The 19,308-nt window shown below is 69.1% G+C and carries 18 protein-coding genes, 1 tRNA gene and 1 pseudogene; 7 read left to right on the plus strand and 13 right to left on the minus strand.

The window, feature by feature from the left end:
* Positions 1 to 23: 23 nt before the first annotated feature.
* The 3 genes from ACFVKT_RS21915 to ACFVKT_RS21925 all read right to left on the minus strand — a co-directional run bounded on the left by ACFVKT_RS21915 (position 24) and on the right by ACFVKT_RS21925 (position 2,681).
* Positions 24 to 884: a helix-turn-helix transcriptional regulator gene (locus tag ACFVKT_RS21915; RefSeq protein WP_385733910.1), complete on the minus strand. Its 861-nt coding sequence runs from the start codon at positions 882 to 884 to the stop codon at positions 24 to 26.
* A gap of 114 nt (positions 885 to 998) precedes the next feature.
* Positions 999 to 2,441, minus strand: a complete 1,443-nt coding sequence (locus ACFVKT_RS21920) for an MFS transporter (RefSeq protein WP_385733912.1) — start codon at positions 2,439 to 2,441, stop codon at positions 999 to 1,001.
* Positions 2,442 to 2,604: 163 nt separating this feature from the next.
* Positions 2,605 to 2,681: transfer RNA gene (locus tag ACFVKT_RS21925), tRNA-Thr, on the minus strand.
* A 296-nt stretch (positions 2,682 to 2,977) separates the two neighbouring features.
* On the opposite strand from ACFVKT_RS21925, the gene ACFVKT_RS21930 reads away from it, so the two are divergent.
* The 3 genes from ACFVKT_RS21930 to ACFVKT_RS21940 all read left to right on the plus strand — a co-directional run bounded on the left by ACFVKT_RS21930 (position 2,978) and on the right by ACFVKT_RS21940 (position 5,725).
* Positions 2,978 to 4,114, plus strand: a complete 1,137-nt coding sequence (locus ACFVKT_RS21930) for an ABC transporter ATP-binding protein (RefSeq protein ID WP_385733914.1) — start codon at positions 2,978 to 2,980, stop codon at positions 4,112 to 4,114.
* A 318-nt stretch (positions 4,115 to 4,432) separates the two neighbouring features.
* Positions 4,433 to 4,891, plus strand: a complete 459-nt coding sequence (locus ACFVKT_RS21935; protein ID WP_385733916.1) for a hypothetical protein — start codon at positions 4,433 to 4,435, stop codon at positions 4,889 to 4,891.
* Positions 4,892 to 4,993: 102 nt separating this feature from the next.
* On the plus strand, positions 4,994 to 5,725 hold the full coding sequence (locus ACFVKT_RS21940) for an NDP-sugar synthase (RefSeq protein ID WP_385733918.1): 732 nt from the start codon (positions 4,994 to 4,996) through the stop codon (positions 5,723 to 5,725).
* Between the two features lie 85 nt (positions 5,726 to 5,810).
* Here ACFVKT_RS21940 and ACFVKT_RS21945 read toward each other — a convergent pair whose 3' ends face one another.
* The 7 genes and pseudogenes from ACFVKT_RS21945 to ACFVKT_RS21975 all read right to left on the minus strand — a co-directional run bounded on the left by ACFVKT_RS21945 (position 5,811) and on the right by ACFVKT_RS21975 (position 12,639).
* Complete coding sequence (locus ACFVKT_RS21945) at positions 5,811 to 7,508, minus strand: DoxX family protein (protein WP_385733920.1); 1,698 nt, start codon at positions 7,506 to 7,508, stop codon at positions 5,811 to 5,813.
* 117 nt (positions 7,509 to 7,625) lie between these two features.
* Positions 7,626 to 7,730, minus strand: a pseudogene (locus ACFVKT_RS21950) (TrmH family RNA methyltransferase); the annotation flags it as partial.
* A 72-nt stretch (positions 7,731 to 7,802) separates the two neighbouring features.
* Positions 7,803 to 8,747, minus strand: coding sequence for a 23S rRNA (guanosine(2251)-2'-O)-methyltransferase RlmB (gene rlmB, locus ACFVKT_RS21955; protein ID WP_385733922.1), 945 nt, complete (start codon positions 8,745 to 8,747; stop codon positions 7,803 to 7,805).
* A 118-nt stretch (positions 8,748 to 8,865) separates the two neighbouring features.
* On the minus strand, positions 8,866 to 10,266 hold the full coding sequence (gene cysS, locus ACFVKT_RS21960) for a cysteine--tRNA ligase (RefSeq protein ID WP_385733924.1): 1,401 nt from the start codon (positions 10,264 to 10,266) through the stop codon (positions 8,866 to 8,868).
* Between the two features lie 201 nt (positions 10,267 to 10,467).
* Positions 10,468 to 10,971 (minus strand): 2-C-methyl-D-erythritol 2,4-cyclodiphosphate synthase, encoded by a 504-nt coding sequence (gene ispF / locus ACFVKT_RS21965; protein ID WP_385733926.1) that lies wholly within the window; start codon positions 10,969 to 10,971, stop codon positions 10,468 to 10,470.
* Positions 10,961 to 11,713: a 2-C-methyl-D-erythritol 4-phosphate cytidylyltransferase gene (gene ispD, locus ACFVKT_RS21970; protein ID WP_385733928.1), complete on the minus strand. Its 753-nt coding sequence runs from the start codon at positions 11,711 to 11,713 to the stop codon at positions 10,961 to 10,963. The genes ispF and ispD overlap by 11 nt, the downstream gene beginning before the upstream one ends.
* A 443-nt stretch (positions 11,714 to 12,156) precedes the next feature.
* Positions 12,157 to 12,639, minus strand: a complete 483-nt coding sequence (locus ACFVKT_RS21975) for a CarD family transcriptional regulator (protein ID WP_003953493.1) — start codon at positions 12,637 to 12,639, stop codon at positions 12,157 to 12,159.
* Positions 12,640 to 13,308: 669 nt separating this feature from the next.
* On the opposite strand from ACFVKT_RS21975, the gene ACFVKT_RS21980 reads away from it, so the two are divergent.
* Positions 13,309 to 13,971 (plus strand): DUF461 domain-containing protein, encoded by a 663-nt coding sequence (locus tag ACFVKT_RS21980; protein ID WP_385733930.1) that lies wholly within the window; start codon positions 13,309 to 13,311, stop codon positions 13,969 to 13,971.
* 162 nt (positions 13,972 to 14,133) lie between these two features.
* On the opposite strand, the gene ACFVKT_RS21985 is transcribed toward ACFVKT_RS21980, so the two are convergent.
* Together ACFVKT_RS21985 and ACFVKT_RS21990 are read right to left on the minus strand one after the other, a co-directional pair.
* On the minus strand, positions 14,134 to 14,814 hold the full coding sequence (locus tag ACFVKT_RS21985) for a response regulator transcription factor (protein WP_009340348.1): 681 nt from the start codon (positions 14,812 to 14,814) through the stop codon (positions 14,134 to 14,136).
* A complete protein-coding gene (locus ACFVKT_RS21990; protein WP_385733933.1) occupies positions 14,811 to 16,085 on the minus strand; it encodes a sensor histidine kinase in 1,275 nt (424 codons plus the stop codon). The genes ACFVKT_RS21985 and ACFVKT_RS21990 overlap by 4 nt, the downstream gene beginning before the upstream one ends.
* 237 nt (positions 16,086 to 16,322) lie before the next feature.
* Here ACFVKT_RS21990 and phoU point away from each other — a divergent pair, with 237 nt between their 5' ends.
* From phoU to ACFVKT_RS22005, 3 genes are all read left to right on the plus strand, one after another.
* The gene (gene phoU / locus ACFVKT_RS21995; protein WP_385733935.1) at positions 16,323 to 17,012 is read left to right on the plus strand and encodes a phosphate signaling complex protein PhoU; all 690 of its coding nucleotides are present in this window, start codon (positions 16,323 to 16,325) and stop codon (positions 17,010 to 17,012) included.
* A 163-nt stretch (positions 17,013 to 17,175) separates the two neighbouring features.
* Positions 17,176 to 17,328, plus strand: a complete 153-nt coding sequence (locus ACFVKT_RS22000) for a hypothetical protein (RefSeq protein WP_385733937.1) — start codon at positions 17,176 to 17,178, stop codon at positions 17,326 to 17,328.
* A 204-nt stretch (positions 17,329 to 17,532) separates the two neighbouring features.
* Positions 17,533 to 18,477, plus strand: a complete 945-nt coding sequence (locus ACFVKT_RS22005; protein WP_385733939.1) for an SMP-30/gluconolactonase/LRE family protein — start codon at positions 17,533 to 17,535, stop codon at positions 18,475 to 18,477.
* A gap of 226 nt (positions 18,478 to 18,703) precedes the next feature.
* Here the strand turns inward: ACFVKT_RS22005 and ACFVKT_RS22010 are convergent, their stop codons facing one another.
* Positions 18,704 to 19,228 (minus strand): cupin domain-containing protein, encoded by a 525-nt coding sequence (locus ACFVKT_RS22010; protein ID WP_385733941.1) that lies wholly within the window; start codon positions 19,226 to 19,228, stop codon positions 18,704 to 18,706.
* Positions 19,229 to 19,308 lie beyond the last annotated feature (80 nt).

The raw sequence follows: 19,308 nt of genomic DNA on the forward strand, positions 1-19,308 counted from the left end.
CGAGCCGCGCGTGACGGCTCTACTCAGCAGGAGCGGGCCGAATCCAGGTCCACCGTGAGGAGTTGCAGTGCCGCCTCGTGCGGGGAGTCGGGCTCCGCGTGGTAGATCTTCAGAATATTCCCGTCGTGCAGATCCGCGGAGTGGTACATCAACTCGAGTTCCCCCACAACCGGGTGGTCGAAGAGCTTCGTTCCCTCGATGCAGTTCGCCACCCGCTGGCGGCACCAGAGTTCCGCGAACTCCTCACTCTGAATGGTGAGTTCGCCGATCAATCCGGCCAACTGCGAATCGTGCCGGTGATTGCCGGAGATGAACCGCAGATAGGTGACATTGGACTGCGATTCCAGGGCCCAATCACCGTACAGCGCCTGGATGTTCTCATCGAGGAAGTTCAGCTTGATGAGATTGGGACGCTCCTCGGCGATCTCCGGCAGGTCGAAGTCCAGATGAGGTGCGAACAACCGGTGGTAAAGGGAGTTCCACGCGAGAATGTCGCACCGGTAGTTCAGCACGGCCACAGCCGCGTTACCGAGCGACCCCACCAGCATCCTGGTGTACGGGCTCAACTGGTCGGCCCGCGGCGCCTGCTGTTGCGGAGCCTGAACCGAGGTGCCGATCTTGAGCAGATACGCCTGCTCGTCGGGGCCCAGCTCCAGGGCACGGGCAATGGCCAGCAGGATCTGCGGCGAAGCGTGCGCGGTCTGTGACTGCTCGAGCCGGGTGTAGTACGTCTGACTCACACCGGCCATCGCGGCCACCTCCTCGCGCCGCAGCCCGGGAACCCGCCGCGATCTGCGGTTCTCGAGCCCGACCTGCTCAGGCCGGATGCGCTCGCGCATCTGCCGCAGATAACTGCCCAGGTCCGTGTTCACGATGTGCTCCACCCATCAATTCTCGAAGTGCCGGACCACTCCGGCAAGTTCGCCTCGGATCTCACCTGCCGATGCCGCGGGCCGGGGAGGCGGACCATCTCTCCGGCCCGCGGTGGGATCCGGTCGTCACACCTGCTGCTTCCGGGGCTGCCTGCCCAGGGCAGGCCAGAGGAGGACCCCTACGGCGATCTGCGCGAACGCCGCCACACCGATGGCCAGGTGAATACCGGACAGTTCCTCGGCCACGCCCACCGAGCCGTGTCCAATGCGCACGGTGAACACCGCGCTCACCAGCGGAATCCCGATGGCCATGCCGACCTGCTGGCTCTGCGTGGCCATACCGGTGGCCATTCCCTGCATGTCCGTGTCGACGGACGAGGTCGAGATGACCATGAAGGACAACATCGCCAGCATGGAGAAGATCGCATTCACGAACTGGGTGGCGATGAGCGGCACCAGCCAGCCGGTGTGTGCCGTCATCCAGATGCCGGGCAGCATGAACAGCCCCTGTCCCAGCAGGGCGAGGCCGAGCATCGTGCGCGGCGGAACCCGCTCGAGGACACGCGGACCGATCATGCCGCCGAGGATCTGGCCCACCCCGATGCCGACCAGCACCAGGCCTGCCACCAGCGGCGAAAGTCCGAGCACGTTCTGGACGTACAGGCCGGTGAAGAAGATCAGCACGGTCTCGCCACCGAAGATGAACAGTGCCGCCAGATTCCCGAGAGCGACCTCCGGCTTCCGCAGCACCTGTACGGGCACCAGGGCATGGGCGCTGCGGCTCTCCACGCTCCAGAAGGCACCCAGCAGGACCAGGGCGGCGACCATGGTGCCGACCGAGACACCGTCCAGCCCGTCCTCACCGGCGCGCGTGATGCCGTAGATCCCGGCGAAGAGCCCCACGGTGATCAGGAGCGCACCGGGCAGATCGATGCGGCCGCGGCTCTCGCCCTTGCTCTCCTGGACGACGAGCGGCACGACGACGATCGCCGCGATGGCTACGGGAATGTTGATGAAGAATGCCCAGCGCCAGGACAGCAGATCCGTCAGCACCCCGCCGAGGACCGCCCCGACCGTGAATCCGGAACTCATCATCACGCCGTTGAGTCCGAGCGCCTTGTTGCGCAGGGAGGGTTCGGTGAAGGTGGCGGTGAGCAGGGCCAGCGCCGCCGGTGTGACGGCCGCGGTGGCCAGCCCCTGGAGGGTGCGCGCCACCAGCAGCAGCTCGGGAGAGGTGGCGATGCCGCCGATGAGGGAGGCAACAGCCAGCACCGCCATGCCGGAGATGAAGATCCGCCGACGCCCCAGGTAGTCACCGACACGGCCGAAGACCAGCGTGCATCCCGCAGCACAGAGCGCGAACGTGGTCGTGATCCACTGCAGGTTTCCCGCGGTGAACCCGAGGTCCCCTCCCACGCGGGGCAGTGCGACATTCAGCACCGAGAAGTCGGCGGCCATCATGAACTGGGACGCGAGAAGCACCAGGAGAGCGGAGACCTGGCGTCCGGTCATTCGGGTGGCGGATGGTTGCCCGGTGGCAGCGGTCGTGGCAGTCGTGGCGGTTGTCATGAACCCAGCCTGTGGCGCGCGGCTCCGACCAGCCAGATCCCCCTTGACGCCACCCCCACGCAGACTGTCACCGGCAGTGCCACCTTCACGACAAACACCGGCCGGTCGCGGTCCAGGCACACGACAGAAGACCAGGCCAGAAAAGATCTGACCTGGTCTCGGCTGGAGCCCCCTGTCGGATTCGAACCGACGACCTACGCATTACAAGTGCGTTGCTCTGGCCAGCTGAGCTAAGGAGGCTGGGCGCACGTGTGCCCGGCGGACGGGCAGGTGCGCCCGAGCAGTGTACCCACGTCACAGGCGGGGCCTGCCGGAAATTTCCTTGAACTTCATCGGCACCCGAGTACTGACAGATCCGGTGAACGCGGGGTAGCGTCCTGAACCAGTTCACTCATGTGGACTACACCACTATGGAACGTTCGACTCGCTCGGCACATTCGATGCGCTCGACACCGTCGAAGCGGCCCGTAGTGGCCCACCACCTTCCTACAACGGATCGTCCGGCACGTTCCTGCCGGTAGAAGGGGGCCCTCACCATGGCCACTGTCTCGTTCAACAAGGCGACCCGGATTTACCCGGGTGGCGACAAGCCCGCCGTCGACCAGCTCGAACTGGACGTCGCGGACGGCGAGTTCCTCGTCCTCGTCGGTCCCTCGGGCTGCGGAAAGTCCACCTCCCTGCGCATGCTCGCGGGTCTCGAGGACGTCAACGCCGGCTCGATCCACATCGGTGACCGCGATGTCACGCACCTGCCGCCCAAGGACCGGGACATCGCCATGGTGTTCCAGAACTACGCGCTGTACCCGCACATGACGGTCGCCGACAACATGGGCTTCGCGCTCAAGATCGCCGGCGTCAACAAGGCCGAGATCCGCCAGAAGGTCGAGGACGCGGCGAAGATCCTCGACCTCACGGACTACCTCGCGCGCAAGCCGAAGGCCCTCTCCGGCGGTCAGCGCCAGCGTGTGGCCATGGGTCGCGCCATCGTGCGTGAGCCCCAGGTCTTCCTCATGGACGAGCCGCTGTCGAACCTCGACGCCAAGCTCCGCGTCTCCACCCGTACGCAGATCGCCTCGCTGCAGCGCCGCCTCGGCATCACCACGGTGTACGTCACCCACGACCAGGTCGAGGCCATGACCATGGGCGACCGGGTGGCCGTACTGAAGGACGGTCTGCTCCAGCAGGTCGACTCGCCGCGCAACATGTACGACCGCCCGAAGAACCTCTTCGTCGCCGGGTTCATCGGCTCCCCCGCCATGAACCTCGTCGAGGTCCCGATCACCGACGGCGGTGTGAAGTTCGGCAACAGCGTGGTGCCGGTCAGCCGCGAGGCGCTGTCCGCCGCGGCCGACAAGGGCGACCGCACGGTCACCGTCGGCGTCCGCCCCGAGCACTTCGACATCGCCGAGCACAACGGCGAGGCCGCCAAGTCCCTGTCGAAGGACACCGAGGACGCCCCGCCCGGACTCGCCGTCTCCGTGAACGTCGTCGAGGAGCTCGGCGCCGACGGCTACGTCTACGGCAGCGCGAAGGTCGACGACAACCTCACGGACCTGGTCGTCCGCGTCAGCGGCCGCGCGGTCCCGGAGAAGGGCTCCACGCTGCACGTCGTGCCGCGTCCGGGCGAGCTCCACGTGTTCTCGACCTCCACGGGCGAGCGCCTCTCCGACTGAGGCCTCTCCACTGAGCGCCTCTCCGACTGAGGGCTCTCCGACTGAGGGCTCTCCACTGAGGGCCTCTCCGACCGAGGGCTCTCCGGCCGAGGCAAGCCGCAGCCGTTCAACACCCCCGTACGGGGTGAATTCACCCAAGTTGACGAAGAGGGCCCCGCAGCAGGCTGCGGGGCCCTCTCTCATGTCGACAAATAACCCTGCAGACCGGTCATTTCGATACGTGTACGTCAACGCGCCACCGCGAATTCGCCGTTTCCCCGTCCCCCGAACCGGTGACTAAATGTCGCCAAATCATCACCCCGCGCTACCCTCACTCGCGTGAAGCACTCCACCACTAACCAACGGACCCGGCGTGGCCGTGGCCCCGCCCGTCGGGTCGGCCGCACCCTCGCCCTCGTTCTGCCTGTCGTCCTGGTGCTCTCCGGGACCCTCGCGGTCACCCGAGTCAACTGGTCGGGGACCACCTCGAACTCGGTGCTCGCCGCGGCCGAGGCGTCCTCCGCGGATGTCTCCACCCGCGCCGGGGCCCGCACCCCCCAGGACATCCTGCGCGACAAGCTCCTGCTGGAGCTGCAGGAGGAGAACCCCGGCGTCGCCCTCACCCACCTCCAGGAGGCGGTGAACGAACGCCCGTCGCTCGCCGAGCACTGTGTCTCCATCGCCCGCGCACTGGGCCGCGCCGCGGTCCGTGCGTACGGCCCCACGCGTGCCCAGTCGTTCGCCCGGCCGGTCTGCGACACGTCCTTCGCCTCGGGGGTCGCGGCCACGCACTTCTGAGCCGCAGCGGAACGCTGAGCCGAGAGAGATCGTCCAAGTACGGCTGGTTACGGAACGGTTGCTGACCAAAGCCGCGAGCGGGGCGCCACGTACAGTTCGGGCATGACCGATCCGAACGCCGCGTCGCGCCCCGTTCAAGCTGTTGTCCTGGCCGGCGGCCAGGGCTCCCGGCTGCGTCCCTACACCGACGACCGGCCCAAGCCGATGGTCGAGATCCCCGGCACCGGGACTCCGATCATCGGCCATCAGCTGACCTGGCTCGCCGAAGAGGGCGTGACCGACGTGGTCGTGAGCTGCGGCCACCTCGCGGATGTCCTGCAGAAGTGGCTGGACTCGGCCGACCTCCCGGTCAACGTGACGACGGTCGTCGAGTCGGAGCCCCTCGGCCGAGGCGGGGGCCTCAAGTACGCCGCCGCGCGCCTCCCCCACCCGGACCGGCCCTGGTTCGCGACGAACGGTGACATCTGGACCCGTTTCTCGCTGCGCGACATGGCGGACTTCCACACCGAGCGCGACGCGGTCGCGACCCTCGCGCTGGCCCGTCCGCGCATCCCGTGGGGCGCCGTCAAGACGGACGGCTTCGGGCGCATCACGGACTTCATCGAGTCCCCGCCGACCCAGTACGAGATCAACGCGGGTGTGTACGTCTTCTCCGCCGAGTTCGCCGATCTGCTCCCGGAGCGCGGCGACCACGAGCGCACCACGTTCCCGCACCTGGCCCGCGAACGCCGCCTGGCCGGCTTCTCCCTCCCCCAGGGCGCCTACTGGCGCGCCATCGACACCGCGAAGGACCTCACGGAGGCGGCGAAGGAGCTCGCGGCGCTGGGGCGTTGAGCAGCCCCCATAGCGAATTGGGTACGTCGATGGGGCCCCGCACATGACACGTGCGGGGCCCCGTCCTCGTACCGTCCAAAGGGTGCTACCCCAGGAGGCCGCCCACCAGGCCCGGCTGGCCGGTGGAGCCTCCGCTGTCGGAGCCGCCCGTCGAGCCGGAGCCGCCTGTGGAGCCGCCGCCCGACGTGCCACCGCTGGACGTCGGGCCCGCGCTGGTGGTCGGGGCCTGGTCGACAGGTGAGGACTGCTGGGGCGGGGCCTGGCCGCCGCCGCTGCCCTGGGTCTGGCTGGGGCCGCTGCTGACGGTGCCCGTGCCGGTGTCGCGGGCGGCGCCCGGGGTGGTGGCCGCTGCCTCCGGCGGGGCCGAGGAAGCGCCCTGGGTGGGTGCCTCGGAGGCCGACGGGCTGGGCTTGTCGCTGCGCTTGCCGGGCGTCTCGGGGAGCGGGGAGCCGGGCAGTTCGTTGCGCGGAGCCTCGCCGGGGCCCGGGACGACGATGCGGTCGGCGTCGCGGACGGCGCCGCCGAGGAGCGAGCCGACGAGCAGGGTGACGCCGACGGCGATGGCCGCGATGAGCGCGCCCCTGCGCAGCACGCGTCGGCGCAGCTCCCAGAGCTCGGCGCGCGGCCCGAGGGTGCGCCAGGCCTCACCGGCGAGGCGTCCGTCGACGGAGTAGACGGGGGCGCCCGCGATGATCAGCGGGGACCAGGCGGCGAGGTAGATGATGTCGGGCGCGTCGTAGGCGGGCACCGTCTTCCAGCTGACGGTGAGCAGGAGCGCGGCCGACAGCAGCGCGCCGACGACGGCGGCGACCCGCTGCCACAGGCCGAGCACCGTGAGGACGCCCACGATGACCTGGAGGAAGGCGATGACGAGCCCGGCGCCGACGGGGTGCTGGAGCGCGAACTGGCGCAGTGGCTCGGCGACTTCCCAGGGGTGCAGGGTGTTGAGCCACTTGACCATGGAGCCGCGCTCGCCGCCGTCGAAGTAGACGGGGTCGCAGAGCTTGCCCATGCCGGCGTAGATGGAGATGAAGCCGAGGAAGACGCGCAGCGGGAGGAGGACGACGCCGAGGTTCATCCGGCGGCCGGGGTAGTACGCGTGCCGCACCGGGTCGGCGCCGTGCCGCCTGGTGGGGGCGTCGCCGTCGTCGTAGCGGGCGTCGTCCCGGAAGCGGGAGTCGTCCTCGAACTCGTCGTCCGCGTAGCCGGGTTCGTCGTACGCGCTGCCGACGGTGCGCATGTTCGGCAGCAGGCGGGTGCCGCCGGTGTCGTGACTGCGCTGGCTGCCGACGATGGGCGTCTCGACGGTCTCGACGGTCATGTCCGCGTCGTAATCCGGGTGTTCGTCGATGCGGGGGATGACCTGGGTCGCTCCGGCGTCGGCCGCCGGGTCGGGGCCGCCGCCGTGGCCCACGCTCGTACTCCGTACGGCCTGAAGCAGGCGGTGGGCGCCGGTGTCGTCCGGCGCGGACTTCCCGCTCCAGACGACGGGGGCACGGCGCCGGGCACCGGCGGTGGTGCCCGCGCCACCGGCCGCGCCCGCTCTGCCGGCCGCACCGACGACGGGGATGCGCGCGGTGTCGTCGGTGGAACTCAAGTGCCGCGCGATGCGCGGGGATTGGGTCCGCGGCGGGGCGCCTAGCTGCACGCGGAAGCTCGCATGATTGACGATGACCTGCGCCGGATCGCTCGGCACCTTCACCATGCTCAGCGCGGGAGCGTCGTCGAATCCCGACGAGAGGTCCCCCGTGGGTGTGCGGGGTGTTCTGGTGTCCACACTCATCTAACCGAGTGACGTGTGTTTAGGACACTGCTTTGACCGCGCCGATGTGTCCGGACCCCGTCAAGGGCATCCGGACCATCGCGATTACCCCACGGGGGTGACTACCCGGACAGGCGTTCAGGCGCGTCGCCGCGCCGCCTCGTAAAGCACAACACCCGCCGCCACACCGGCGTTCAGCGACTCCGCGCCACCGGGCATCGGAATCCGCACCCGGTAGTCGCAGGACCTATCCCGACCGCCGCCCTCGCACGCTTCGCGGCTTCGAGCGCCTGCGCCGGACTCCGTCCGTCGGCGTCACGCCCGACGCCGAGCCGCCTCATACAGAACAACACCCGCCGCCACACCGGCGTTCAGCGACTCCGCGCCACCGGGCATCGGAATCCGCACCCGGTAGTCGCAGGTTTCGCCGACGAGGCGGGACAGGCCCTTGCCCTCGCTGCCGACGACGATGACGACGGGACCGCCGAGCGCCTCCAGTTCGCCGACCTCGGCCTCACCGTCGGCGGCGAGACCGACGACGGCGATACCCGCCTTCTTGTACGCCTCAAGGGCGCGCGTCAGGTTGGTGGCGCGGGCCACGGGTGTACGGGCCGCGGTGCCGGCGGACGTCTTCCAGGCACCGGCGGTCATGCCGGCCGCGCGCCGCTCGGGCACGACCACGCCGTGGCCGCCGAAGGCGGTGGCGGAGCGGACGATGGCGCCCAGGTTCCGCGGGTCGGTCACGCCGTCGAGGGCGACGATCAGCGGGTCCTGGTGGGCGTCGTAGGCGGCGGCGACGAGGTCCTCGGGGTGCGCGTACTCGTACGGCGGGACCTGGAGGACGAGACCCTGGTGGTTGAGCCCGTTGGTCATCCGGTCCAGCTCGGGGCGCGGCGCCTCCATGAGGTGGACGCCGCCGCGGTCCGCGACGAGTTGGAGCGCCTCGCGCACCCGCTCGTCGTTGTCGATGAACTGCTGCACGTACAGCGTCACCGCGGGCACGCCCTCGCGCAGCGCCTCCACGACGGGGTTGCGCCCGACGACCATCTCGGACGTGCCCTTGCCGCCGCGTCCCCTGGTGGGGGCGGGACGGCGCACGCTCTGCCGCGCCTGGGCGTTGGCGACGCGGTTCTTCTTGTGACCCTTGCGCGCCTCGGCGGGCGGCGTCGGGCCCTTGCCTTCCAGGCCCCGGCGTCGCTGGCCGCCACTGCCGACCTGCGCGCCCTTCTTGCCGGACATGCGGCGGTTGTTAGCGGCCATGACCTACCTGTCTGCTCATCGAAATGCGTGAAGCGTGCGTACGTACGTATATGCAGTGTGCCGCCCGGAGGCCCGGGCGGCACAATCGATCAAGGTCGACGGGGTCGACCGGGCGCTCTCAGCGCGGCCCGAGCGTCCAGCGCGGCCCCTGCGGGCCGTCCTCGATGACGAGCCCCGACTGGTTGAGCTGGTCGCGGATCGCGTCGGCGGTGGCCCAGTCCTTGCGGCCGCGCGCCGCCTCGCGCTGCTGGAGCACCAGGCGTACGAGGGTGTCGACGACGCCGTGCAGATCCTCGCCGCGCTCTCCCTCGCCGGCCCAGTGCGGGTCGAGCGGGTCGAGCCCGAGGACGGCGAGCATGGCCCGGACCTCGGCGAGGCGTGCGACGGCGGCTTCCTTGTCGTCGGCGGCCAGCGCGCTGTTGCCCTGCCGGACCGTCGTGTGCACGACGGCGAGCGCCTGCGGCACGCCCAGGTCGTCGTCCATCGCCTCGGCGAAGGCGGGCGGGACCTCGGCGGCGGGCTCGACCACGCCCCCCGCCTTCTCCATCACCCGCTGTACGAAGCCCTCGATGCGCGCGAACGCCGACTCGGCCTCGCGCAGGGCCTCTTCGCTGTACTCGATCATCGAGCGGTAGTGCGGGGTGCCGAGGTAGTAGCGCAGCACGATGGGCCGCCAGTTCTTGACCATCTCGCTGACGAGCACCGAGTTCCCGAGGGACTTCGCCATCTTCTCGCCGGCGATGGTGACCCAGGCGTTGTGCACCCAGTACTTGGCGAACTCGTCGCCGAAGGCCTTGGCCTGCGCGATCTCGTTCTCGTGGTGCGGGAAGATCAGGTCGAGTCCGCCGCCGTGGATGTCGAAGGCGGAGCCCAGGTACTTGTGCGCCATGGCGCTGCACTCCAGGTGCCAGCCGGGCCGGCCACGCCCCCAGGGCGTCTCCCACGTCGGCTCGCCGGGCTTGGCGGTCTTCCACATGGCGAAGTCACGCGGGTCCCGCTTGCCGGTCTCGCCCTCGCCGGAGGGCTGGAGCAGGTTGTCCAGCTCCTGGTTGGACAGCTCCAGATACCCGTCGTACGAGCGCACGTCGAAGTAGACGTTCCCGTCCGCCTCGTAGGCGTGCCCTCGCTCGATGAGGCCGCGCATCATCTCGACCATCTCGGTGATGTGCCCGGTGGCGCGCGGCTCGTACGTGGGCGGCAGGCAGCCGAGTACGTCGTAGCCGTCGTTGAAGGCGCGCTCGTTCTCGTACCCGATCGACCACCAGGGGCGGCCCTGCTCGGCCGACTTCGTGATGATCTTGTCGTCGATGTCCGTGACGTTCCGGATGAACGTCACGTCATAGCCGCGGTACTCGAACCAGCGGCGCATGATGTCGAAGTTGAGGCCCGAGCGGATGTGCCCGATGTGCGGTGCGGCCTGCACGGTGGCACCACAGAGGTAGATCGAGACACAGCCCGCGACGAGCGGATTGAAGTCACGGATCTGCCGGGCGCTGGTGTCGTACAGGCGAATCGTCACCACTCCAGGGTAGTGGGCGGTGGGTAGTGCCCCGCGACCCTTCTCGGCCATGGGGCACGTATTCGTGACAAACGCGGGCTGAGTCTTCAGCCCGTCCGGCGTTTGGGGACGAGGCCGTTCAGGCCGAAGCGGGGGTCTGGGGGCGGCAGCCCCCAGGAACAAGGGACGGTCAGGGGCGGAGGGGGCGGACAAACCCCACCCTCAGCGGCCCCGCACCACCAACGCCGTAGCCACCGCCATCAGCCCCTCGCCCCGCCCCGGGAACCCGAGCCCGTCCGTCGTGGCCCCGGAAACCGACACCGGCGCCCCCACCGCGTCCGAAAGGATCTTCTGCGCCTCGTCCCGCCGCTTGCCGATCTTCGGCCGGTCCCCGACCACCTGCACGGCGACGTTGCCGATGACGAACCCGGCCGCACGGACGATCCGGGCAGCCTCCGTCAGCAGGGAAACGCCCGACGCCCCGGACCACTCCGGCCGCCCGGTCCCGAAGTGGGCACCGAGATCCCCGAGGCCGGCGGCGGAGAACAGCGCGTTGCACGCGGCGTGCGCGACGACGTCCGCGTCGGAGTGCCCCGCAAGTCCGGGCCCCTCCCCCTCCCAGAGCAGCCCGGCGCACCACAGCTCACGCCCGTCCTCGAAGGCATGGATGTCGGTACCGATACCGACCTGGGGCAGCAGCGGCGACTCGAAACCCTCAGAACCCATCGTTGGCCCTCCTGCGCGCCAGAACCGCCTCCGCCAGCACCAGATCCAGCGGCCGCGTCACCTTGAACGCCTCCTCGTGCCCGGGCACCACCACCACCCGCAGCCCGAGCTGCTCGACCATGCTCGCGTCGTCGGTCACGTCATCGGTGACGGTGTCGTGGGCCCGTACCAGGGTGCCGCGGTCGAACCCCTGCGGAGTCTGCACGGCCCGCAGCCGCGCCCGCCGGGGCGTGGCCACGACAGACTCGGGAGTGCCCGGAACGGTCGCGGGCTCGACCTCCTTGACGGTGTCGGCGAGCGGCAGGGCCGGTACGACGGCGGGGGCGCCGTCCCGTACGGCCTCGATGACCGCGTCCACGGTGTCGACGGGCACGAGCGGGCGGGCCGCGTCGTGCACGAGGACGATGTCGATGCCGGGGGGCAGCGCGTCGAGGCCGTACTTCACGGACTCCTGGCGGCTTTCCCCGCCGGGGACGACGAGGAAGTCGGTCCGCTCGGGCAGGGCGTGTGCGTCGAGCAGGGTCTTCACCTCGGCGGCGCCGTCCGGCGGGGCCACGACGACGACCAGCGAGACGGCGCGGGACGCGGCCATCGCACGGACCGCGTGGACGAGCATCGGTGTGCCGTTCAGCGCGCGGAGCGCTTTGGGGGCGCCCGGACCGAGGCGCACGCCCCGGCCGGCGGCGGGAATCACGGCGGCGGTACGTGCTCCCGGAGGCGAGAGGCGCGAATCGTCAGACATCGGTTCCTGTCAGGTTTGTGTGCTCGGCCGAGGTGGGTATGGCCTGGGCGTACCCGCTGCTCGAGCGAAGCCTTGACCGGACCCCTTCCGTGACATCCGGTCGAGGCGGCAGCCCGACCCGGAGCACGCAAGCAGGCAGGCACCAAGCAGGTGAGCAGGGCGGCACCGAGCAGGTGAGCGAGGCCGTCGCAATTCTGGCACCGGCCAGTTCCGGTTCCCGAACTGGGTGCGGGTACGAACACGACCATGAGTGGGTGCGGGTACGAACATGCCGCAGCGCCCGGCGACAGCTAATGCGTCATCGGGCACCGCGGCATTTCATTGCACGCATCTCAATTGCACTGCGCAGGCTTATGCGTACGTCAAGACGACTGCCGTCTCGGCGATTGCGTACGTCGGGGCGATTACCGTCGTCACAACGATTACCGTCTCGGCGACCGGCGTCAGGACGCGAGAACCTCGTCGAGCAGGGCCTCGGCCTTGTCCTCGTTCGTGTTCTCCGCGAGGGCGAGCTCGCTCACCAGGATCTGCCGGGCCTTGGCGAGCATGCGCTTCTCACCGGCGGAGAGTCCACGCTCGCGCTCACGACGCCACAGGTCACGTACGACTTCCGCGACCTTGATGACATCGCCGGAGGCGAGCTTCTCCAGATTTGCCTTGTAACGACGTGACCAGTTAGTGGGCTCCTCGGCGTACGGCGCGCGCAGCACCTCGAAGACCCGGTCCAGTCCGTCCTGACCGACCACATCACGCACGCCGACGAACTCCGCATTGTCCGCTGGCACACGCACCGTCAGGTCACCCTGGGCGACCTTCAGCACCAAGTAGGTCTTGTCCACGCCTTTGATCTGGCGAGTTTCGATGGCCTCGATCAGCGCGGCCCCGTGATGGGGATAGACCACGGTGTCGCCAACCTTGAACGTCATGTGACAGGTACCCCTTCCGTGGCTATCCAGGGTAACACGGAAACGGCGTCTTCTGAATGGCGTTTTCGCAGGTCAGGGCATATCTCGGGGCTTGACAACCGCAACAGGAACGTGCTGCGAGGGGCGAGCGCAAGAGGGTATTCGCAGGTGGGAGCGGCTGTCCAGGGGAAGTGAAACCCGCACGTTACACACACCTGAACCCCCCGACCAGGGTCTGAACGTCCCGGTTTGTCCGGCCCCAACAGCTCGACTTCCGCTACTCCGTTCGGTGACCGGAGTCGGGTGCGGGGCAAATCCGGAATTGATCACGACTGCCGATGAAGCCGCCGATGAACATCGGATGATCCAGTCCGTGAACTGCCGATGATCTACTGATGATCAATTTTTCTGGACCGCCGGACATTCCCTGTGTGAAATCCGCAAGCGACAGTCGGTGGCAGTTATGTGAATGGCGGACGAGTACGGCCTGAAAGGTGCTGAAGCGACGGAGGAGCCGGGCGGGACGGGCGGGGCGCGCGCACGGCGCACGGGAGCCCGTCGGTGTGTAGGGGCGGGTCGGGTGCGGCGGCGTGGGAACGGCTCGGTAACCTAAGGCCGCTGACAGACCCTTAGGGCGGCTTTACAACTGAGCCGCTCTGTTTCGCCCACGTTCTAGGAGTTGCCGCAGCCGTGAGCAGCAGCCTTCGACGCGGCGCTCTCGCCGCCGCCGCCCTTGCGTTCTCGATCGCCTCACTCGCCGCGTGCGCCGCAGGCAACAACGCACAGACCCTGGAAGTGAAGCCGGACAACGCCGCGACCTCCGTCGGCGACATCAAAATCCAGAACGCCGTGGTCATCACCCAGCCCGACCTGGAGGCGACGGGCCCGGCGGCGATCTCCGCGACCGTGTTCAACAACGGTGACACCGCGCAGACGCTGGACTCGATCACCGTCGCCGGCACCGGCAAGACCGCCGAGATCAAGCCCGCCAAGGGCACCGGCAAGCTGACGATCCCGGCGGGCGGCTACGTCATCCTCGGTGGCAAGGACAACGCCGCCGCGGTGCTGACCAGTGGCAGCGACGCCATCACGGACGGCAACGCCCAGAAAGTCACCTTCAGCTTCAGCCAGACGGGGGATGTGAGCCTGCGCGCGTTCGTCGTGCCGGCCGACAGCTACTTCGCCGGGTGGGGCCCGAGCGAGGTGCCCGCGACGCCGGACGCCACGGCCAGCGCGAGCACCGAGCCGTCCGACACGACGTCCGCCTCGGTCTCGGAGTCGCCGTCCGACACCACGACGGCCACCCCCACCGACTCGGCCTCGGCGAGCGTGACGGCCTCGCCCACGGAGTAGTCGGCAGCCGACCGGGCCACGCACGCACGAAGGGCGGGACCCCGAGGGGTGCCGCCCTTCGTCGTGCGCAAGCGGTCGACGCGCGAGAGCCGGCGTAAGAGACCTGGCGCAGGAGAGCCGACGTGCGAGAGCCGACGTACGACATCGCTGTACGAGGCCGGTTTACGGCTCGAACTTGTATCCCAGGCCGCGCACCGTCACCAGGTAGCGAGGCGCCCCCGGGTCCGGCTCGATCTTCGCGCGCAGGCGCTTGACGTGGACGTCGAGCGTCTTGGTGTCACCGACGTAGTCGGCGCCCCACACGCGGTCGATGAGCTGCATACGGGTCAGGACGCGGCCCGCGTTGCGCAGGAGCATCTCCAGGAGGTCGAACTCCTTCAGCGGGAGGTCGACCTTGGAGCCCGAGACGGTGACCACGTGTCGGTCGACGTCCATCCGGACGGGCCCGGCCTCCAGAGCGGCCGGAGTGACCTCCTCCGGCTCCCCGCGGCGGCGGAGCACGGCACGGATACGGGCGACGAGCTCGCGGGAGGAGAAGGGCTTGGTGACGTAGTCATCAGCCCCTATTTCCAGCCCGACGACCTTGTCGATCTCGCTGTCCTTGGCGGTGACCATGATCACCGGAACGTTGGAGCGGCCGCGCAGCTGGCGGCAGACCTCCGTGCCGGGCAGGCCCGGCAGCATCAGGTCGAGGAGGACGAGGTCGGCGCCGTTGCGCTCGAACTCGTCGAGTCCGTCGGGCCCGGTGGTCGCGATGGCGACCTCGAAGCCCTCCTTGCGGAGCATGTACGACAGGGCGTCGGAGAAGGACTCCTCGTCCTCGACGACGAGCACACGGGTCACGGAAGGACCTCCGGGGCAGGGAGCGGGTCATACGGGGATGTGACGGTGGTCGTCCCGTCGGTGGGCTGCTCGTCCTCTTCGTCGAGGCCGGGCATGTGGTGTGTGGTCACGCGGTCGCGGGCCGCACCCGCCTCCGGCAGCCGCAGGGTGAACGTGGAGCCCTGTCCCTCGGAACTCCACACCGTGACCTCCCCGCCGTGCGAGGCGGCCACGTGTTTGACGATCGCGAGCCCCAGCCCCGTACCACCGGTGGCACGGGAACGGGCGGGGTCGACTCGGTAGAAGCGCTCGAAGACGCGCTCCTTGTCCTTCTCGGAGATGCCGATGCCCTGGTCGGTCACGGCGATCTCGATGAGGTCTCCGCCGGGCGCGGTCACCCGGCGCGCGGCTATGCCCACCCGGGTACGGGCGGGCGAGTAGTTGACGGCGTTCTCCACGAGGTTGCCCAGGGCGGCGGCCAGCTGACCCCTGTTGCCCCAGATTCTCAGATCGGCGGTGCCGCCGGCGGCCATGGTGATCTGCTTGGCGCCGGCCTGGTGGCGGCAGCGGTCGATCGCCTCAGCGACGAGATCGTCGGCCCGTACCGGCTCGGCGTCCTCGAGGGGGTCGTCGTTCTGGACCCGGGACAGGTCGATGAGCTCCTGTACGAGGTTGGTGAGCCGGGTGGCCTCTATCTGCATCCGCCCGGCGAACCGTTCCACCGCCTCCGGGTCGTCGGAAGCGTCCATGACAGCTTCGGAGAGCAGGCTGAGCGCGCCGACGGGGGTCTTGAGCTCGTGGCTGACATTCGCGACGAAGTCGCGTCGTACGGCCTCGATGCGCCGCGCCTCGGTGAGGTCCTCGACCAGGAGGAGTACGAGCCGGGAGCCGAGCGGCGCCACCCGGGCGGAGACGGCGAGGGCTTCCCCGCGCCCCGTCCCCCGCCTCGGCAGATCCAGCTCCACCTGTCGTATCTCCCCGTCACGGCGGGTGTCACGGGCCATCTGGAGCATCGGTTCGACGGCGAGTTTGCCGCCGCGGACCAGCCCGAGGGCGTACGCGGCCGAGCTGGCCTTGACCACGGCGTCCGCCTCGTCGAGTACGACGGCGGAGGAGCGGAGCACGGACAGCACCGTGTCCACGCCGGGCGGAAGCACTGGATCCGTATGCAGCGAGGTGCGGGTAGGGCGTTTCAGGTCGCGCTCGCTCCAGCGGAACGCCAGCATGGCGATGACACCGGTAAGCACTCCGGCGATCGCTGCCGCTGCGGCGACCGCCGCGTTCACGTCCATGCCTCCAGGTTAGGCATGTCGTCAGCCCAGGCCACAGCCATCCGGGTGCGACCTCGAACACTCGTCGCCCAGAGTTCACCCAGGAGCCAGTGTTGGTTCATTTGGGGGGCCGGAAACGGACGCGTACGGGCCGGACCGTGGGAACGTGGGGTTCACGGGGCCTGTTCGGTGGCTTATTCCGATGGTCAGGATCCAGCCCCCGGACCCCCGAAGCTGACGTGAGAGAGGGACAACCTGATGCGGGACGCGTACCACGAGGAACTTGACTCGATCGGCGACGGCCTGGTCGAGATGGCTCGCCTCGTCGGGTCGGCGATCGGACGCGCCACGACGGCCATCCTCGACTCCGACCTGAAACTGGCCGAGAGCGTGATCGCCGCCGACGACAAGGTCGACGATCTCCAGCACGAGCTGGAGGCGCGGGCGATCGCCCTGCTGGCCCGCCAGCAGCCGGTGGCGACCGATCTGCGGATCGTGGTCACCTCGCTCCGTATGTCGGCGGACCTGGAGCGCTCCGGCGACCTGGCCCAGCACGTCGCCAAGCTGGCCCGGCTGCGCTTCCCCGAGCGGGCGATCCCGCACGACCTGCACGCCACGATCCTGGAGATGGGCCAGCTCGCCCAGCGCCTGATGGCCAAGGCGGCCGAGGTCATCATCACCAAGGACGTCGACCTCGCGCTCCAGCTGGAGTCGGACGACGACGAGATGGACCTGCTGCACCGCACCCTCTTCCAGCACCTGCTGGACGACAAATGGAAGCACGGCATAGAGACCGCCGTGGACGTGACCCTCCTTGGCCGTTACTACGAGCGCTTCGCCGACCACGCGGTGTCCGTCGCCAAGCGCGTCGTGTTCCTCGTGACCGGCGAGCACGCGGACGAGCTCCAGCCCGACATCCAGCCGGTCACGGGAGTTGAGGGGGCCTGATCCCGACCTGAAGGGATCTTGTTCTCGCACTCCGGGGGCGCGCGAAAGACTCGGTGCGCCGAGCATGCGCCGTTGATGCGCCCGCCGGAGTGGGCATGAAATGGGCGACAGGAGCTGTGCGGTGCAGCGTGCCTCGCACATCTCGTGCCTGAAGGAGGGACCCATGGCCGATTCCCCCAGCACGCCCGACCCCACGCTGGACAGCGACACCCAGCAGCCCGCCGAGATCAAGAACCTTCCACTGTTCGGCGCCTGCGGCTGCGGCTCGGGGTGCGGATGCGGATGCCAGTCCGGCAATCCCTGCCAGTGCGGCTGATCGCATAGACGCGTACGCACACATATATACGTACCTACGCCGAAGGGGCCCCGTCGTCATGACGGGGCCCCTTCGGCGTAGGTCTCGCACTGCGGAGATACGGGGAACCCCGGAGGGTGGCAGTCCGTTGCGAACTAAACGAACGGTAAAGCGAGTTACTGAGTTCGCAGAGTCCCACCCCACTCTTCACGGAGGCCTGGAACCATGACCCAGAAACACCGTCCCCAGCCGTCCCGTCGTGCCGTCCTCGGCGGCGCCACCCTCGCGGTGGTGGCCGGTACGGGCGCGGGCACGGCGAACGCCGCCGCCTCGAAGGCCTCGTGGCCGACCGAGTTCCCGCTCCCCGACGGCTTCCTCCCCGAGGGGATCACCATCGGCAGAAAGCCGTACGCGTACCTGGGCTCGCGCGTGAACGGCGCCATCCTCCGCACGGACCTGCGCACCGGCGCGGGCGAGGTCATATTCGCGGGCGCCACCGGCCTGGTGTCCGTCGGCCTGAAACTGGACGACGACGGCCTGCTCTACGTCGCCGGAAGCACGGGCATCGCGCGGATCCACGACTCCCGTACCGGCGAACTGGTCGCCACGCACCAACTGACCGAGGCGACCGGCCACTTCATCAACGACGTCATCCTGCTCGGCGACCGCGCCTGGTTCACCGACTCGAGCGACGCGGTGCTGTACGGCGTACCGCGCGGCCGCGGCGGAGCGGTCCGCACCCTGCCGCTGACCGGCGACTGGGTCCAGACGCCGGACGCCTTCAACGCCAACGGCATCGTCGACACCCCGGACGGCCGCGGCCTGATCGTCGTCAAGAGCACCCCGGGCGAGCTCTACAACGTGAACGTCAAGACCGGGTACGCCACCAGGATCACGCTGGTCGGCGCGGACACCGTCGTCAACGGCGACGGCCTCGTCCGCATCGGCCGCACCCTGTACGTCGTACAGAACCGCCTCAACCTCGTCACCGTGTTCGACCTCGACGCCAAGGCCACCACCGCCACCCTGCGCCGCTCGATCACCGACCCGCGCTTCGACGTACCCACCACGGCCGCCCGCTTCGGCAACCGCCTCTACCTCGTCAACGCCCGCTTCACGAGCCCGCAGCTGCCGGACACGACGTTCAACGGCGTGGCTGTTCCGCTCTGATCCCTCGCTGATCCACTCCGGGGAGTGGGGTGGGGCGGGTGCGGCCCGTCGGCGCCGGCCGCGGCTGCCTTCCCCTGCTGCTTCTGGTTCTGCTTCTGTCTCTGCTTCTGGTTCTGCTTCTGGTTCTGCTTCTGCGGGCCGGTCCACGGCAGGTGGTGGTAGTGCCTGCTCCAGCTTCGTCTACCAGCGCACAAGATCGATGGGTTCGGGCAGGCACCGACCGGCCTTATTCAGGGTCGGGCAGCATGATCCCTTGACCCAGTCCGGCGATGGTGGGGAGGCGGCGGAGCCATTCCTCGTCGTCCGGACCAGGGACGGGTTCACCGGGCCTGGCCGGCACGGCCTGGTCGGCGATGACCTGCTCCATCCCGGGCGGCGTGTAGATGAAGATCATCTTCGCGGCGTGGTTGCCGACGTTCTGAAAGCGGTGCCGGACGCCGCGGGGAATGTGGATGAAGTCGCCGGCGACCGCCATGAAGGTGGTGTCGCCGTCCAGGAACTCGAGTTCGCCGGACAGCACGTAGAAGGTCTCTTCCTCGTTCGGGTGGGCGTGTGGCGGCGGCCCGCTGCCGGCCGGCACGGTCGCCTCGATCAGGCCGAGTCCGCCGTTCGTCTGCGCACCGGTGGCCTTGATGGTGTAGATGTCACCGGCCGCCCAGACGGTCGGGCCCTGGCCGGAGGGCACGTAGAGCGCGCCGGGCTTGAACCAGGCCGGATCGTCGTGCGGCAGGTCGGACCAGGGGAAGCTCATGCGGGTCCTCCTTCACTGATTGGGTAGAGAGTGGAGCCACCTGATCAGCCTGCCCTTGGTGACAATGAGTGGCAAGAACG

The organism is Streptomyces sp. NPDC127595 (assembly GCF_042671685.1).
Classification (GTDB): domain Bacteria; phylum Actinomycetota; class Actinomycetes; order Streptomycetales; family Streptomycetaceae; genus Streptomyces.